This window comes from Bacillus sp. SD127 (assembly GCF_058566445.1).
Genome location: NZ_CP191226.1, coordinates 238,688 through 255,377, shown reverse-complemented (window position 1 = coordinate 255,377; position 16,690 = coordinate 238,688). Strand labels below are relative to the sequence as shown.

The 16,690-nt window shown below is 46.4% G+C and carries 14 protein-coding genes, 2 pseudogenes and 3 riboswitches; of the genes and pseudogenes, 6 read left to right on the top strand and 10 right to left on the bottom strand.

Annotated elements, in window-relative coordinates:
* Positions 1 to 32: 32 nt before the first annotated feature.
* From ACQVGS_RS01370 to ACQVGS_RS01355, 4 genes and pseudogenes are all read left to right on the top strand, one after another.
* Positions 33 to 311, top strand: a pseudogene (locus tag ACQVGS_RS01370) (hypothetical protein).
* Between the two features lie 151 nt (positions 312 to 462).
* Positions 463 to 606, top strand: a pseudogene (locus tag ACQVGS_RS01365) (LURP-one-related/scramblase family protein); the annotation flags it as partial.
* 66 nt (positions 607 to 672) lie between these two features.
* Positions 673 to 778: riboswitch (SAM riboswitch) on the top strand.
* A gap of 84 nt (positions 779 to 862) precedes the next feature.
* The gene (locus ACQVGS_RS01360) at positions 863 to 1,996 is read left to right on the top strand and encodes a 5-methyltetrahydropteroyltriglutamate--homocysteine S-methyltransferase (RefSeq protein WP_185848453.1); all 1,134 of its coding nucleotides are present in this window, start codon (positions 863 to 865) and stop codon (positions 1,994 to 1,996) included.
* A 68-nt stretch (positions 1,997 to 2,064) separates the two neighbouring features.
* Positions 2,065 to 2,172, top strand: a riboswitch (SAM riboswitch).
* Positions 2,173 to 2,250: 78 nt separating this feature from the next.
* The gene (locus ACQVGS_RS01355; RefSeq protein WP_326208769.1) at positions 2,251 to 3,390 is read left to right on the top strand and encodes a 5-methyltetrahydropteroyltriglutamate--homocysteine S-methyltransferase; all 1,140 of its coding nucleotides are present in this window, start codon (positions 2,251 to 2,253) and stop codon (positions 3,388 to 3,390) included.
* A 47-nt stretch (positions 3,391 to 3,437) separates the two neighbouring features.
* Here ACQVGS_RS01355 and ACQVGS_RS01350 read toward each other — a convergent pair whose 3' ends face one another.
* From ACQVGS_RS01350 to ACQVGS_RS01320, 7 genes are all read right to left on the bottom strand, one after another.
* Positions 3,438 to 4,832 carry a sigma-54 interaction domain-containing protein gene (locus ACQVGS_RS01350; protein WP_101859850.1) on the bottom strand — a complete coding sequence of 465 codons (1,395 nt, stop codon included), beginning with the start codon at positions 4,830 to 4,832 and terminating at the stop codon, positions 3,438 to 3,440.
* 80 nt (positions 4,833 to 4,912) lie between these two features.
* Positions 4,913 to 5,686: a 3-hydroxybutyrate dehydrogenase gene (locus tag ACQVGS_RS01345; protein WP_103672452.1), complete on the bottom strand. Its 774-nt coding sequence runs from the start codon at positions 5,684 to 5,686 to the stop codon at positions 4,913 to 4,915.
* Positions 5,687 to 5,703: 17 nt separating this feature from the next.
* The gene (locus tag ACQVGS_RS01340; protein WP_254517940.1) at positions 5,704 to 6,360 is read right to left on the bottom strand and encodes a CoA transferase subunit B; all 657 of its coding nucleotides are present in this window, start codon (positions 6,358 to 6,360) and stop codon (positions 5,704 to 5,706) included.
* The gene (locus ACQVGS_RS01335) at positions 6,357 to 7,070 is read right to left on the bottom strand and encodes a CoA transferase subunit A (RefSeq protein WP_106019797.1); all 714 of its coding nucleotides are present in this window, start codon (positions 7,068 to 7,070) and stop codon (positions 6,357 to 6,359) included. The genes ACQVGS_RS01340 and ACQVGS_RS01335 overlap by 4 nt, the downstream gene beginning before the upstream one ends.
* Before the next feature lie 24 nt (positions 7,071 to 7,094).
* Complete coding sequence (locus ACQVGS_RS01330; protein WP_106021886.1) at positions 7,095 to 8,534, bottom strand: GntP family permease; 1,440 nt, start codon at positions 8,532 to 8,534, stop codon at positions 7,095 to 7,097.
* Between the two features lie 231 nt (positions 8,535 to 8,765).
* Complete coding sequence (locus tag ACQVGS_RS01325) at positions 8,766 to 9,608, bottom strand: methyltransferase domain-containing protein (protein ID WP_151175183.1); 843 nt, start codon at positions 9,606 to 9,608, stop codon at positions 8,766 to 8,768.
* Between the two features lie 296 nt (positions 9,609 to 9,904).
* Positions 9,905 to 10,039, bottom strand: coding sequence for a hypothetical protein (locus tag ACQVGS_RS01320; protein WP_255002349.1), 135 nt, complete (start codon positions 10,037 to 10,039; stop codon positions 9,905 to 9,907).
* A 463-nt stretch (positions 10,040 to 10,502) separates the two neighbouring features.
* A riboswitch (purine riboswitch) is annotated at positions 10,503 to 10,604 on the top strand.
* Between the two features lie 127 nt (positions 10,605 to 10,731).
* Between ACQVGS_RS01320 and ACQVGS_RS01315 the strand changes: the two genes are divergently transcribed.
* Entirely contained in the window at positions 10,732 to 11,925 is a 1,194-nt protein-coding gene (locus ACQVGS_RS01315) for a NupC/NupG family nucleoside CNT transporter (protein WP_010332441.1), read from the top strand.
* A gap of 43 nt (positions 11,926 to 11,968) precedes the next feature.
* On the opposite strand, the gene ACQVGS_RS01310 is transcribed toward ACQVGS_RS01315, so the two are convergent.
* The 3 genes from ACQVGS_RS01310 to ACQVGS_RS01300 all read right to left on the bottom strand — a co-directional run bounded on the left by ACQVGS_RS01310 (position 11,969) and on the right by ACQVGS_RS01300 (position 15,190).
* A complete protein-coding gene (locus tag ACQVGS_RS01310; protein ID WP_213418137.1) occupies positions 11,969 to 12,643 on the bottom strand; it encodes a DUF3298 and DUF4163 domain-containing protein in 675 nt (224 codons plus the stop codon).
* A gap of 146 nt (positions 12,644 to 12,789) precedes the next feature.
* Entirely contained in the window at positions 12,790 to 13,080 is a 291-nt protein-coding gene (gene yxiS, locus ACQVGS_RS01305; protein ID WP_024123376.1) for a protein YxiS, read from the bottom strand.
* Positions 13,081 to 13,129: 49 nt separating this feature from the next.
* Complete coding sequence (locus ACQVGS_RS01300; RefSeq protein WP_254517942.1) at positions 13,130 to 15,190, bottom strand: catalase; 2,061 nt, start codon at positions 15,188 to 15,190, stop codon at positions 13,130 to 13,132.
* A gap of 207 nt (positions 15,191 to 15,397) precedes the next feature.
* On the opposite strand from ACQVGS_RS01300, the gene citH reads away from it, so the two are divergent.
* Complete coding sequence (gene citH / locus ACQVGS_RS01295; protein ID WP_010332446.1) at positions 15,398 to 16,678, top strand: citrate transporter CitH; 1,281 nt, start codon at positions 15,398 to 15,400, stop codon at positions 16,676 to 16,678.
* Positions 16,679 to 16,690: the final 12 nt, after the last annotated feature.

Genomic DNA, 16,690 nt, shown 5'->3' with positions numbered 1-16,690 from the left:
GACTATTTTCAGGTCATCGGAGAAAAGGATTTTTGAGGGATACGCATTTATTATTAGTTGATTTAGAATTTTTTGAATACTTTTAGACGTTTTATCCGTACAATAGAGAATACCAAAACTTTTTTTGGGAGGTATGTAAAATGATCCTATTTATTATCATCGCATTATGTGGCTATCTTCTCTTTTCATTCAGCAAAGACAATAGACGAAAACCGCAAAAGACAAGCCCTCTTCCTGCACCCGTTCCTCATCATAATAACCTAATCGACCTTGACGCCATCCGCCAAAAACGCCGGATGCATCTTTCCTAAGACATACCATATAAAATGAAAAGGCTGCAGATACATGCAGCCTTTTCGTTATTCCTGGAACCTATCCAAACAAAAGGAGACTTCAGTAATGATCGAATGATTGATGAAACAACGGATCTTTTCGTTTAAAGATGCTTTTCACATTTACAGCCAGAATGTGCGGATGTCTATCAGCAAAAAGCGGCTCAGCTGGGGTGATACGTATCGCCTCCAGATTGGAATGCTGATTTGCACAGCCATCGCGATTGTGCTGGATATGGTATTGTATGACGGTGAAGATAAGTCAATTTTCTAAAAAACTGTTGACAATTCATGCAAAAATACTAATATTAAGATAATTGAAAATCCAATAAGAAGATTTACCTTATCAAGAGAGGTGGAGGGACTGGCCCTATGATACCCGGCAACCGCTGTTTATACAGAATGGTGCTAAATCCTTAAGAACATCGCGTTCTTGCAGATGAGGCAGAGATTTGATCGTTCAAGCTCTTCCTTACACAAAGGAAGAGCTTTTTTCATGCAGCAAACATTTTAGAAAAGAGGCGAATGATATGGCTCAACAAGTAAACCTTGCAGCACAGAAATCAGAAAAACAAAAGAAAGCCCCTTTCCGCGCCGATCATGTCGGCAGTTTATTACGATCCGCCCCAGTAAAAGAGGCGCGGCAAAAACAAGCGGCCGGCGAGATCACGGCAGAACAGCTTCGTGATATTGAAAATAAAGAAATCACCCGCATTGTCGAAAAGCAAAAGGAAATCGGCCTAAACGTTGTAACCGACGGAGAGTTCCGCCGTTCGTGGTGGCATTACGATTTCCTGGAAGGGCTCGACGGAGTGGAACCGTTCATCCCGGCTGAAGGAATTCAGTTCCATAACGCGAAAACAAAAGCCCGCAGCATTAAGGTGACGGGAAAACTGGATTTCACCAGCCATCCGGCGCTTGCCGATTATCAATTTTTACACAGCATTGCCGGAGATGCGACAGCAAAACTGACAATTCCAAGTCCGAATATGCTGTTTTTCGGTGAAAAAGCTGATCAAGGCGTATATCCCGATCAGGAGGAATATTTTCATGATCTGGCCCAGGCGTACAAAAAAGCGATTAACGCTTTCTATGATGCGGGCTGCCGCTATCTTCAGCTCGATGATACGTCATGGTCTCTCTTCTTTGAAGAAAAAGGCAGAGAGGTTGTCCGAGCCCTCGGCGGTGATCCGGAAACATTGCCTGCGTTGTTTGCCAAAACGATTAACGATGCAGTGGCGGACCGTCCTGACGACTTAACGGTCACGATGCACATTTGCCGCGGCAACTTCCGTTCAACTTGGGCGGCATCTGGAGGATACGACGCTGTAGCGGAAACGATTCTTGACGGTTTAGACCTTGACGGCTTGTTCCTGGAATACGATGATGACCGCTCCGGAAACTTTGACCCGCTTCGTTTTGTCAAACGCAAGGATCTGCAGATTGTCTTAGGCTTGATTACATCCAAATACGGAGAACTTGAGGACCCAGAGGATGTCAAACGCCGAATCAGCGAAGCTGCGCGCTTTGTCAGCTTAGATCAGCTTTGCTTGAGCCCGCAGTGCGGTTTCGCTTCAACAGAAGAAGGAAACCTTTTGACTGAGGAGCAGCAGTGGGCGAAGCTCCGTCATGTGGTCGACATTGCCAATGATGTGTGGAAATAATCTATCATTGACAGAAAAGAGAAATGTGTGAATAATAGATACTATCAGAAAATTTCATAAAAATGTTTTCCTTATCAAGAGAGGTGGAGGGACTGGCCCTGCGATACCCGGCAACCGCTGTTTAACAGAATGGTGCTAAATCCTTTAGAGCAGATTTTTGCTCTAGAAGATAAGGTTGAGATTGTTCACGCAAGCTCTTCCTTATCCAAAGGAAGAGCTTTTTTATATTCGAATGGAAAGAAGGAATGAACAACATGTCACAGCAAACAACACCCGCAGAACAAAAACAATCGCTTCAGAGAAAAAAAACGCCGTTTCGCGCGGATCAAGTCGGAAGCCTGCTGAGATCTGAGCCCGTCAAAAAAGCGCGGCTGCAAAAGGCGGCCGGCGAAATCACTGCCGAACAGCTTCGCCAGATTGAAAACGATGAAATCATCCGCATTGTGGAAAAACAAAAAGAAACCGGCCTGAACGTCGTGACAGACGGGGAATTCCGCAGAGCGTGGTGGCATTTTGATTTCCTTGAAAATCTGGATGGCGTTGAGCCGTTTATACCTGAACAGGGTATTCAGTTCCATAATGTGCAGACAAAAGCACGCGGCATCAAAGTAACAGGCGATATTGATTTCTCAAATCACCCAATGCTCGAAGATTACTCATTTTTACATGGCATCGCTGGTGATGCAACGCCAAAAATGACAATTCCAAGTCCGAATATGCTCTTTTTCCGCGGCAGATTGGAAAAGGATGCATACAAAAACGATTATGCTCTTTTCCAGCATGATGTATCAAAAGCGTATAAAAAAGCGATTCAAGCGTTTTATGACAGAGGCTGCCGTTACCTCCAGCTTGATGATACAGCATGGGCTGTTTTCTTATCTGAAAAAGGCTTGAAACAAGTGGAAGCATTCGGAACAACGCCTGACGAGCTTCGCCAGCTGTTTGCGAAGTCGATCAATGACGCAATTGCCGACCGTCCGGATGATATGACCATTACCATGCATATTTGCCGCGGCAACTTCCAGTCCACTTGGACAGCTGAAGGCGGTTATGATGCGGCGGCGGAAACCATTTTTGACGGCTTGAATCTGGATGGGCTTTTCTTAGAGTATGATGATTCACGCTCAGGCGGATTCGAACCGCTTCGTTACGTGAAACGCTCTGATCTTCAGCTTGTCCTAGGCTTGGTGACATCTAAATTCGGTGAGCTTGAACATCCGGACGAAGTAAAACGCCGTATCGAAGAGGCGTCCCGTTATGTCAGCCTAGATCAGTTGTGCCTGAGCCCGCAATGCGGATTCGCTTCGACTGAGGAAGGCAACAAGCTGACCGAGGAACAGCAATGGGCGAAGCTGCGCCATGTTGTTGAGATCGCTAACGATGTTTGGAAATAAGGAACAGAAAAACACACTTGATTCCCTGGCGGGGCATGTGTGTTTTTTTATGCCTGCTCAATTTGATAGGCTTTGCATTTTTCATATAAGCTTGTTTTTCCTATGCCTAATAGCTTTGCTGCCTTTATTTTATTGCCGTCTGCTGCGGCAAGCGCCTCGATGATCGCGTTTTTTTCCGCCTCAGCGATTGTCTCTTTTAATGGCTGTATAGATTGATATTCCCGGATTTTGATTGTTCTTTGGATGGGTTGATCTTCAGGAGTGAGATTCAGGTGTTTCGGTTCGATTCGTTTGCCGTCGAGGACGTTGACAGCCCGTTCTAGGACATTTTCCAATTCTCGTATGTTGCCCGGCCAAGAATAGCTCTGAAGCACTGCAATTGCTTCTTTAGAAAGCTCCAAGCCATCAAAGCCAAATTTCCGTTCAAGTTTTTTTAATAGAAGCCCCGCGATCGGCACTACATCCTCTATGCGCTCTCTTAAGGACGGGATTTGAATGTTGATCACATTCAGTCGGTAATAGAGGTCTTGCCGGAAGTCTCCTTCCCGGACCATTTCTTCGAGATTTCGGTGTGTCGCCGCAATCACTCGTACATCTATTGGGACCGGGCTTCTTGCGCCGATCCGCTCTATCTCTTTCTCCTGCAGTACGCGAAGGATTTTGCTTTGCATATGCAGCGGCATATCACCTACCTCATCAAGGAAAATGGTTCCTTGATGCGCAAGTTCGAATTTTCCTTTTTTCCCGCCTTTTTTTGCCCCCGTAAAAGCGCCGTCTTCGTATCCGAACATTTCTGATTCAAACAAATGCTCTGGGATCGAGGCGCAGTTGACGCGCAGAAAGGGAGCATACCGGCGGCGGCTGTTCTGATGGATGGCGTGTGCAAACAGCTCTTTTCCCGTGCCTGATTCTCCTAAAAGCAAAACGGCCGATTGGCTGTCAGATACCCGTTCAGCCAGCCGTTTCGCTTCCATAAAGAGAGAGCTGTTTCCGATCAAATCGCCAAAATGATATTTACTGAAAAGCTCTTTTTCGTATCTATTTTTGTAGTAATTGAGTTCATTGAGGAGGGGTTTAATTTTTCTTGAATAATCCATCCATTCCTGCGGATTGCGAAACATAACGGTTCCGACCGCTCCTACAAGCTGCTGGTTCACATAGAGCGGATACCGGTTGGCGATCATTTCGCTGCCGTTAATCGGATGAATAGCGGCAGCCTCTGTCCGCCCCGTCTTCGCCACGATGTGCATTCTCGAGTTTTCAATCACGTCCTGAACGGGTTTTCCTATCGCTTCTTCCTCTGTTTTTTTAAGAAAGTCACAGTACGCCGGATTGATATAGAGAATTTTCCCCTCATGATCAACCACAACAATACATTCCGCCGCAAGGTTGATGATTTCATCCAGCCATTCAAAGGGTAATCTTTTAATAGAATGTTTCATCTCCCTGTCGCTCCCGTCACATTTTGTAATCGCTTTCAACCTTATGATAAACGAGAGCCTCCTATGAATACAAGAATCTATTATTGAGCTGTGTAGCCTCCATCCAGCACGACCGCCTGCCCTGTGACGCCTTTCGCCTTTTCACTCGCCAAAAATACGGCATAATCAGCAATTTCTTTCACCGAGAGAAGACGTTTTTGCGGCACAAGCGGAAAAATCACCTCTTCCAGAACCGATTCATAGGGAACATTTCTTGTTTTAGAAAGATCGCTCAGCTGATTGCGGACAAGCTGTGTGTCCACATATCCCGGGCAGAGTGCATTCACCGTAATCCCGTGGGGCGCGCCTTCCAGCGCCCCCACCTTTGTCAGCCCAATGACGCCATGCTTTGCGCTGTTATAAGCGGCTTTTCCCGCAAACCCCACCAGTCCGTTCACAGACGCGATATTGATGATCCTGCCGAACTGCTGTTTTTTCATAAGGGGAAAGACATGCTTCATTGCGATGAATGGCGCGGTCAGCATGACGCGAATAAGCTGTTCAAACCGTTCTGTCGGAAACTCTTCAATCGGCGCGACATGCTGTATGCCTGCGTTATTCACCAAAGTATCCAAACGTCCGTATCGGGTCTTGATAGTATGGACGATATCAGCGATTTGCTCTTCCTTTGTTACGTCACATGGAATGCCCGTGGCGCTAAAGCCTTCCTCGTTCAGCTTGGCAGCGGCCTCACCGCACGCTTTTGGATTTACATCTGAAATAATGACATCGGCGCCTTCCCGGGCGAATTCCTTTGCGATTTCAAATCCGATTCCGCCGGCTGCGCCTGTCACAAGAGCGACTTGTTTTTTCATGACATACACCTTCCTGCTCAAGATTTTTGCCGGATGACTGACTGGCTTACGGCGAAGTCAGCTTCAGTTTTCTCATATACCTCTTCCAGCGTGACGCCGTCCTGGAGCTCAGTCAGTGTCATATGTCCATTATCAAAATCAAAAACTGCTAAATCAGTAATCAGCCGATGAACGACTTTCTGTCCTGTCAGCGGGAGGGAGCATTGTTTTTTCACCTTCGATTCCCCATGTTTATTGACGTGCTCCATGATGACGACGATTCGCTTAGCCCCGTTGACCAAGTCCATAGCGCCGCCCATTCCCTTCACCATTTTGCCCGGAATCATCCAGTTCGCCAAATCCCCTTGCTCAGAAACCTCCATGCCCCCAAGGATGGCCAGGTCGATATGCCCGCCTCGTATCATCGCAAAGGATTCCGCGCTGTCAAAATAGGATGCGCCTGTTACGGCGGTGATCGTTTCTTTCCCCGCATTTATCAGATCCGGGTCTTCCGTTCCTTCCAGCGGATACGGGCCGATCCCGAGCAAACCGTTTTCTGATTGAAGCATTACATGCACGCCCTTGGGTATCTCATTTGCGACAAGTGTCGGCATCCCTATCCCAAGATTGACGTTCATACCGTCTTTTATTTCCTTTACAGCACGTTTGACCATTCGTTTTCTGGCTTCCTTCATTGTGCCGCCTCCTTTCCCTTCGCTTGCCGAACGGTTCGTTTTTCAATCCGCTTTTCATGTGTGCCGAGCACAACATGCTGTACGTAAATACCAGGCGTGTGGATGTGGTCGGGATCGAGCTCTCCCGTCTCAACAATTTCTTCTGCCTCGGCAATTGTGATCTTTCCCGCCATGGCGGCAACCGGATTGAAGTTTCTTGCCGTTTTCCGAAAAACTAAATTTCCCATGGTGTCCGCTTTCCACGCTTTTACAATGGCGACGTCCCCAGTAATTCCTTTTTCTAACACATATGTGCGTCCGTCAAAGGTTTTATGCTCTTTCCCGTCAGCGATGGTGGTTCCGGCGCCTGTGGCTGTATAAAATCCCGGTATGCCTGCTCCGCCTGCTCGGATTCTTTCAGCGAGCGTCCCTTGGGGAACCAATTCCACTTCCAATTCTCCGCTTAAAAATTGCTTTTCAAAAATTTTGTTTTCACCAACGTAGGAGGCGATCATTTTTTTGATTTGCTTGTTTGCCAACAGAAGGCCGAGCCCCCAATCATCAACTCCGCAATTATTGCTGACGACGGTTAAATCTTTTACCCCTTTATCCCTTATCGCCAGAATGAGCTGCTCGGGAATTCCGCACAGGCCGAATCCGCCCGCGATCAGTGTATCCCCCTCCCGAATGAGTTCTGCGGCTTCCTTACTTGATGACAGCACTTTTCCCATATCTGATTCCCCTTTCGTTTTGTCCTATACAAGGCCCGTCAAACTGTAAATCGCGATAATCACAAATACGGCGGCGGTTTTGATGAGAGTAATCGCAAAAATATCCCGATACGATTGGCGATGGGTCAGACCCGTCACAGCCAGCAGGGTGATCACCGCCCCATTATGCGGAAGCGTATCCATGCCTCCTGATGCCATTGAAATGACCCGGTGCATCACTTCAGGCGGTATGTGATAGGTCTGAATCGCTTTTAAATATTGATCAGACATCGCGCTTAACGCGATTCCCATTCCCCCTGAGGCCGATCCGGTGATCCCTGCCAGCGTTGTTGTCGTCACAGCTCCGTTTACAAGCGGATCCGTAAACGTATGTGAAATGCCGCTGCTCAGCTTATGAAACCCCGGCAGCGCAGCAACGATACCGCCGAAACCATACTCGGCGCCTGTATTCATCGATGCAAGCAAAGCGCCGCCGATCCCTTCATTCAGCCCTTCCTTTAGCTGTCCAAACACTTTTCTCCAATCAAACAAAATGGTTGCGATGATTCCGATCAGGAGGGCCAGCTCCACTGACCAAATGGCAACCGCGGAGGAGATATCAAGTTTCCCGAACTCTCCCAATCCTATGGCGGAAAAATCAAATTCATTCGGATACCACTTGGGAAGGAACGTGGTGAAACATTTGTTCATCAAACCAACGAGAATAAGAGGAACAAAAGCGAGTGCGTGCCGGACCTTACTTGTGTCAGGCTCTAAGACCGGCGGGCTTTGTTCTGGGGCAAGATCAGATGGCTCACGCGCGGCAGAAATCTCCGATTGAAAACCGGCGTAGCCTTCGCCCGTTTTCTCTGCTTTTTTGCGCCTCGATTCCAAGTAGAACATACCTGCCGCCAGCACAAACACCGCACCGATCATACCAAGCCAAGGGGCGGCGTAAATGTCTGTTTTGAAAAACGTCGTAGGAATTACATTTTGGATTTGCGGTGTACCCGGCAGTGCGTCCATTGTAAAAGTAAATGCCCCGAGAGCAATCGTTCCCGGTATGAGGCGCTTCGGGATGTCAGCTTCTTTGAACATATTTTTCGCAAAGGGGTATACAGCAAAGACGACAACAAACAGGCTGACTCCGCTGTACGTTAAAATGGCGCCCATCAATACGATAGCGAGTGTTGCTCGTTTCGCCCCGACCAGTCTGACAATTGTCTTCGCAATGGAAGCCGCCAAGCCGGACATCTCGACAACCTTTCCGAAAATGGCGCCAAGCAGAAATACTGGAAAGTACAGCTTAATAAACCCCGCCATCTTTTCCATAAATATGGTTGAGAAAAAAGGAAGCACAAAGCTTGGATCTGTCAGCAGTACAGCAAATAAGGCGCAAATCGGAGCAAACAAAATGACTGAAAATCCCCGATAGGCGACAAACATCAGCAAACCCAAAGCCAAAAGAATAATAATAATGTCCACAAACATCCCTCTTTTCCGCTTGTCTGAGAAAAGGAAAGCGTTTACAAAATATCCCCTCCCTTTCCGTCATTTCTAATGCAAGTTCTGTGCCAGTTGCCAGAACACCATTTCAAGCCTTTCCCTTTCCATATTTACGGAAAATGTGAGATAACTATTCCAATCCGGTGGAAATTTCCGTTTTTGCGGAAAACAAGAAAGGAAAGCTCCTTTTTGGGAGCTTTCCTCTTTCACTCATTTCGTTCCGATTAATACATCGACATCAACTGTCAGCTGAGCCGATTCCATTTTTCTAAACCGGTTGATTTTTTCAGCCGATGCGGACCAGGCTAACGGTGTCATGTTCAGAAGCCATTCTACGCCTTGCTGATGAAGCGTTTTGGTATAACGCAGCCTCATCAGATGATCGAGCTGAAAATGTGTGGTAAAGCGCTCAATTGCAGGGGTATTGGAATAGGTTCGTCTTTCTGAATCTGCGTATAAAACCCGCCTTAGTTCTGTTAAATAATCTCTTTGAGGAACTACCTTTATAACCAAACCATCTTTTTTCAGCAGTCTGTGAAACTCTGCATAATTTGAAGGTGAGAAAATCGATAGAATGACATCAAATTGCCGGTCTTGAAAGGGCGCATTAGCTACATCGGCTACGGCCCACAGCTTTCCGCCACTATTTTTTGAAGCTCGTAAAATGCCATCCTTGGCAATATCAATCCCAATTCCGCGAACTGTTTTCTTTTCTTGAAGCAGATCGCACACCGCTTTCAAGTGGGTCCCCTCACCGCATCCGCAGTCTAAAATGGTTAACGTCTCTTTTTCAGACTTACGGTCACTGATCAAGTCAGCTATTGCCTGATGAAGCGGTGCAAAAAAATGATACTCTGCCATCAGCCGGCTTCTTGCTTCGAAAAGCCCCGCCCGATAGCTGCTTTTGACCGGCTTTGTCAGGAAATTTACGTACCCATGCCGGGATATATCAAACGTATGCCCGCTCTTGAAACAAACCAAACTTTTCCAAGATGTGACCTTCATTGAAGAATCGCAAATCGGGCATCGAAATTGAGAGACAAATTGATTCATATAAGCAGCATGCTTCTTTATGTTTGACACAAAAAACACCTCATTCATTCGTTTTTAAATAAATGAAAAAGGCATAGACAAATAAACCTGGGCCTATCTAACTTTTTGGCCAGGTCTGGAATGTCGTCTATACCTGTCATTATCTATAACGAATGAATTGAATAATCATAAAAAAGAACTCCTTTTTGCTGCATAGAGGGTTTCCCCGCTATTATGATACAACAATCATCCAGAAATAGGAACAAGTTTCTCACCGAGAGGCGGCTGCCCGAACTCCTCACTGTTCAGAAGGTCAATTAATAAGCAGACTGCAATCTTCCTTCTTTCTCTAACTGAATGAATTGATCAGCATCAGGAAAATCCTCTTTACGAACGGATCGGATTTCAGTTTGCAGCCGGGTATCAATCAATCCGGGATACAGCTGATCCACCTGCTCCAGACTGATGCTTTTAGAAAATGAATTCAGCCCCGCTTTTGACGTGCTGCAGCAGCTTTGTGAAGGCAGCAGATATTTAGCTGGAAGCTGACGAGATATTCATGATTCGCTTATCCGTTTTGATGTGCTTGTTGCGCTTCATAAAATGGAGGTGATCACCATAGGTTAATTGATCTGCAGGTATTTGTATCATCTCCTCCGCTTCATGTTGTTCGATCAGCCTTTGATTAGGCTGTCTTGACATACAGTACAGCCGATGGTCAGCATGTATTCATTTCTTCACCAATTCCTCTTGACGTGCCTGTGATGATGAAATCTTCATTCCTGATCACAATTTCAGCATAGCAATCCAATGTGATTTTCCTTTATTTTCTCGACTTCGAAATATAAATTTATTATTTTGAAAATAGTTAAAAAGGTTGATTTTCAAAAAGTGAAAGGATAAAATACTGCTATCATCTTAGAAAAAAGACATTCTTGTATATAATCAGTAATAAGGTCTGATTGTTTCTACCTAGTAACCGTAAAAAACTAGACTACAAGAAAGTTTGAATAAATTTGAACGAGTTGAAAAGGACAAGTTCTTTTCTGTTTGCTCTTATTTTTCACACTTTCTGCACTTCCAGAATTTGTGAAGGATAAGGGCTTTTTTCATTTCCATAATAAACCTCATAGGAGTTGCTATCATGTACTTTTTATTAAACCTTGTCGGTCTCATTGTGATTATGGCAGTTGTGTTCCTATGCTCCCCGCAGAAAAAGAAAATCCAGTGGCGTCCAATCATTACGTTAATTGTTCTGGAGCTTTTGATTACGTGGTTTATGCTGGGGACAAAAATTGGCAGCTGGGCCATCGGACAAATTGGAAATTTCTTCACTTGGCTGATTGCTTGTGCCAGTGACGGGATCGCGTTTGCCTTCCCTTCTGTGATGGCAAATGAAACGGTAGACTTTTTCTTCAGCGCACTTCTTCCAATTATTTTCATCGTCACATTCTTTGACATTTTAACATATTTCGGCATTTTGCCATGGCTGATTGATAAAATCGGCTGGGTGATCTCAAAGGCTTCCCGCTTGCCGAAATTAGAAAGCTTTTTCTCTATTCAAATGATGTTCTTGGGAAATACAGAAGCTCTGGCAGTCATTCGCCAGCAGCTCACAGTATTAAACAACAACCGCCTGCTCACATTCGGCTTAATGAGCATGAGCAGCATCAGCGGCTCCATTATTGGATCTTACCTGTCAATGGTGCCGGCGACATACGTGTTTACAGCCATTCCTTTAAACTGCTTAAACGCACTGATTATCGCAAACCTGCTGAATCCAGTGCATGTGCCGGAGGATGAAGACATCATTTATACACCGCCTAAAGAAGAGAAAAAAGACTTTTTCTCTACGATTTCTAACAGTATGCTTGTCGGCATGAACATGGTGATCGTTATTTTGGCAATGGTGATTGGATATGTGGCGTTAACGTCAGCAGTCAATGGCATTCTTGGCGTTTTCGTACACGGCCTGACCATCCAGACGATTTTTGCTTATCTCTTCAGTCCGTTCGCATTCCTGCTTGGGCTGCCGGTACACGACGCGATGTATGTTGCGCAGCTGATGGGAATGAAATTGGCAACGAACGAGTTTGTTGCGATGCTTGACTTGAAAAACAATCTGAAAACACTGCCCCCTCACACAGTTGCGGTAGCGACGACATTCCTGACGTCATTTGCCAACTTCAGTACTGTCGGCATGATTTACGGAACGTACAACTCGATCCTTGACGGCGAAAAGTCAACGGTCATCGGGAAAAACGTGTGGAAGCTGCTCGTCAGCGGAATTGCGGTATCTTTACTAAGTGCTGCGATTGTCGGTCTGTTTGTGTGGTAGAAAAATGGAGCCATATCCCTTTTTAAGGATATGGCTCTTTTGATTATTGATAAACAGAGGAAGGCACCTGCACGTCACGGATTCCGGCTGCATAAGGTCCCAAGTCATACTGGCCGAAGACGATGGCGATCCCGTTTTTCGTAAAGTAAAACGTTGTGTTTTGGTTAAGGATAATATCCTCTTTCTTTACATCAGGGAAAAACAGCGTGTCATGTTTTTTGATATAGCTGTATAGGTAATCTTTCGTTTTGCTGACTTTAGTTTTGGTATTCAGAATCTGATTCAGTGTCACCCGCTTGTGTGTGTTCAAGTCGTAGTTGAAGGACTGAACAGACGTTAAACCATGGGCGCCGCCTGAATAGATATAATTGAGCGTTTGAATGCTGAGCTTGCCCGCCGCATTATATTTGACGCTGAAGGATGTTTGATATTCCGCGTTGAAGCCCTGCTGTTCGCCTGCTTTTTTGTTTTTCAGATATTCCTGATACGATTGTTCAATGTAGGCTTTCAGCTCTTGATTGATGTTCTTTTCAAACGCGGCATTCCCGATGTGATGCACCTGAGGATACTTTAATTCCTTGATCTTTTTGTACGTATGGCTGCTTACAGTCGGCGTTTTCGCTTGAACCGCTTTTAAAGATGGGGCCGCATATGCAAATACACTAAAAAGCAAGACAGCAGCAGCAACGGCGAGTCTCATCATTCTATTCCATTTCATACAATTTCCTCCTTTGATTTTCTTCGTTTATCATTCCCTTTTTTCTGTAACGCACACTTTTATAGACTGATGAAGTGAAAAGAAGTTTCTAGGTCGATCTGCTCGATTTTTCCCAAATAAAAAAGAGACAACATACTGTCTCTTTTTTACTGTTTACGCTCAGCAATCACTTCGTGAACCGCTTGTGCCAAATCAATATTCCCAAACATCTCTAACACCGCAATGACGGTCTGGTCAGGTATGTGTTCTGACTCGTTCTTCGGCACGATCAGTTCTTCCACTGTTTTTTTCAAGCTTTCATTCAGCTTTTGCTGCGGATATGCTTTGGCATATAGCTCCAACGGATCAAGATCATGGTTCACACACCATTGGGCAAACACTAATATCATCATATTTTCGTCGCGCTCGTAAGCCTCTGCGAGCTGTTTTTCGTTCATATGTCATGCTCCTTATGAAAAGTATCTTCCTCTAAGATACAGGAGCGAATCAAATTCGTCTATCCCAATGGCGGTGGGCGGCAACTGCTTCGATAAACGCTTTGCTAAAGCCGGTGTAATCATCTTCGTCTTTTGCTGTCACAACGCCCGGCCCCTCTTTTGTGCCGACAGCTGATTTGAGGAGGTCAACTCCTTCGTTTGCCGCGCCGACCGCCTTATAGTGATTGTAGGCTTCTCTGATAAACGCCATCGCTTGTTTATCTTCTTTTAATTCAGGTCCTCCTGCGGCATAAACCGCGTCATACAGAACAGAGTCTGTCGTCAGGAATGTGGCGCTGACCTCAAGCTGCTGTCCGGCGCCGCTTGTGATGTACCCCAGCGTTTGACTGATGATATCCGCTGTGATCCCTTCTTGTTTTAAGGTATCAAGCACTGTTTGCAGTTCTTTTTCATCAAAACCATTGCCGGCGAGAACCGCGACCTTCCTCGTTGACGCTGTTTTCACTGTACGGGCTTGGCTTAATGCAGGTGAGGTAAGGATTTCTTTTGATGCTTTGCGTTTCGCCGGCGGCGCCACACCTACTCCTTTGGCGATTTCTTCTGCCAAGACAGTATCTACGTTGCTGAAGACATCTACGACCTGCCGCTGCACATCTTTGCTTTTGACCTTCCCGACCTCGAAGCAAAAGGCAGAAATGATGTGCTTTTTCTCAACCGGTGACATGCTGTTCCAGAACAGTTTTGCCTGTGAGTAGTAATTATTGAAACTGTCGCTCCGCTGGCGGATTTTTCTGCCCTCTACTTTCTCCTGATAGTGGACGTAACCGCCTTCTTCGGCTGACGCAGGAGACGGGTCATTGTTCTGCAGAGAGTTTTTATGATAAGCGACCGGCCCCTTGTTGATGGTCATCCGATGATAACCGTCGTACTGGTTGTTATGGAACGGACATACCGGGCGGTTAATCGGAATCTCGTGGAAGTTCGGGCCGCCAAGACGGATCAGCTGTGTATCCGTATAAGAGAAAAGCCGTCCCTGCAGCAGCGGATCATTTGTGAAGTCAATGCCCGGCACCACATTTCCCGGGTGGAATGCGACTTGCTCAGTTTCAGCAAATACATTATCCTGATTGCGGTTCAGCGTCATTTTCCCAATGATCTTCACCGGCACAAGCTCTTCCGGCCAAAGCTTCGTCGGATCAAGAATATCAAAGTCAAATTTGAATTCATCTTCTTCATCTATCATCTGCACGCCTAGCTCATATTCAACAATGCCGCCGTTTTCAATCGTTTCCCACAGGTCGCGGCGGTGGAAATCAGGGTCTTTTCCGGCAATTTTCTGCGCTTCATCCCATACGAGAGAATGCACGCCGAGCACCGGCTTCCAATGGAATTTCACGAAACGCGCCTTTCCTTGTTCGTTCACAAAACGGAACGTATGGACGCCAAAGCCCTCCATCATCCGGTAGCTGCGGGGAATGCCTCTGTCAGACATCGTCCACATCACCATGTGAGCCGACTCTGGATTATTGGCGACAAAGTCCCAAAACGTATCATGAGCTGTCGCGGCCTGAGGCATTTCATTGTGCGGCTCAGGCTTAAACGCATGCACCAAATCCGGGAATTTGATCGCATCCTGAATAAAGAACACCGGGATATTATTGCCTACTAGATCATAGTTTCCTTCTTCGGTATAGAATTTCGTCGCAAAGCCTCTGGCGTCACGCACCGTGTCAGCGGAGCCTTTGGAGCCCGCAACTGTTGAAAACCGGACAAACACGGGTGTCTTCACCGAAGGGTCCTGAAGAAATTTCGCCCGGGTGAATTCTGTCATCGGTTCGTAAACCTGAAAAAAGCCATGTACGCCATAACCGCGCGCATGCACGATCCGTTCAGGGATTCTCTCATGGTCAAAATGGGTCATCTTCTCCCGAAAGTGAAAATCCTCCATCAGCGTCGGGCCGCGAACTCCGGCTTTTAACGAATGTTCGTCCTCAGACACCCGTACACCTTGGTTTGTCGTCATTTTCTTTCCGCTGTTATCGACCCTGTACTGTTCGAGCTGCTCGTCTTTTGAGTGTTCATTGACTCGTTTGTTTTGATCATCACTCATGTCTGCTCCCCCTTTTCCTATTCCAGATCTCAAAAATAAACATTCTACAGCACATTTACCCGTGGCGATCTGCATATAAACTGCTCATCTGCTCTCTAGGTTTTTAGGTCTACTTGTCAACATGAGGTCATAAATATTTGAAATAAGCCTTCCCGAAGTGTGGAAGCGCTTACTAAAATTGTGCTGTTGAATGGGGGAGGTCATATCGTGCTTGCGATACTTGGTTTTGTGATGATCATTGTCTTCATGTATCTTATTATGTCTAACCGGCTTTCCGCTCTTATTGCCTTGATTGTCGTTCCTGTTGTGTTTGCCCTGATCAGCGGATTCGGCAAAGACCTGGGCGATATGATGCTTCAGGGTGTAACAGGCCTCGCTCCAACAGGCATCATGCTATTATTTGCGATCCTGTATTTCGGCATCATGATTGATTCAGGTTTGTTCGATCCGCTTATTGCCAAAATCTTATCCCTTGTCAAAGGAGATCCATTAAAAATCGCTGTCGGCACAGCGGTGTTGACGATGACCATTTCGCTGGACGGAGATGGGACAACAACGTATATGATTACCATTGCTGCGATGCTTCCGCTATACAAACGGCTCGGCATGAACCGGCTGGTGTTGGCGGGAATTGCAATGCTCGGGTCGGGAGTCATGAATATTATTCCGTGGGGAGGGCCGACTGCAAGGGTTTTGGCTTCTCTCAAATTGGACACGTCAGAAGTCTTCACTCCGCTGATTCCTGCTATGATTGCCGGCATTCTTTGGGTGCTTGCCGTAGCCTATATTCTAGGAAAAAAAGAACGGAAACGGCTCGGCGTCATCTCAATTGAACACCAGCACGCCTCCGATCCGGATACTGCGCCGCTCAAACGCCCCGCTCTCCAGTGGTTTAACCTGCTGCTGACTGTCGTGCTGATGGCCGCTTTGATCACCAGCCTGCTCCCGCTTCCTGTTCTTTTTATGATCGCATTTGCTATCGCCTTGATGGTGAACTATCCGAATGTAAAAGAGCAGCAAAAGCGAATCTCAGCGCATGCAGGAAATGCGTTAAACGTTGTCTCCATGGTATTTGCCGCCGGCATTTTCACAGGCATTTTGTCGGGCACAAAAATGGTAGACGCCATGGCGCATTCTCTCGTATCACTCATCCCTGACGCCATGGGCCCGCACCTGCCCTTGATTACAGCCATCGTCAGCATGCCATTTACCTTTTTTATGTCGAATGACGCCTTTTACTTCGGTGTTCTGCCGATCATCACGGAAGCCGCCGCTGCTTACGGAATAGATGCCGCAGAAATCGGCAGAGCCTCTTTGCTGGGCCAGCCTGTGCATTTGCTCAGTCCTCTCGTTCCCTCCACTTATTTATTGGTCGGAATGGCGGGCGTCAGCTTTGGCGACCATCAAAAATTCACGATCAAATGGGCAGTGGGAACAACCATTGTGATGACGATTGCGGCACTGCTGATTGGGATTATTTCGTTTTAACGTGAGAAAAGG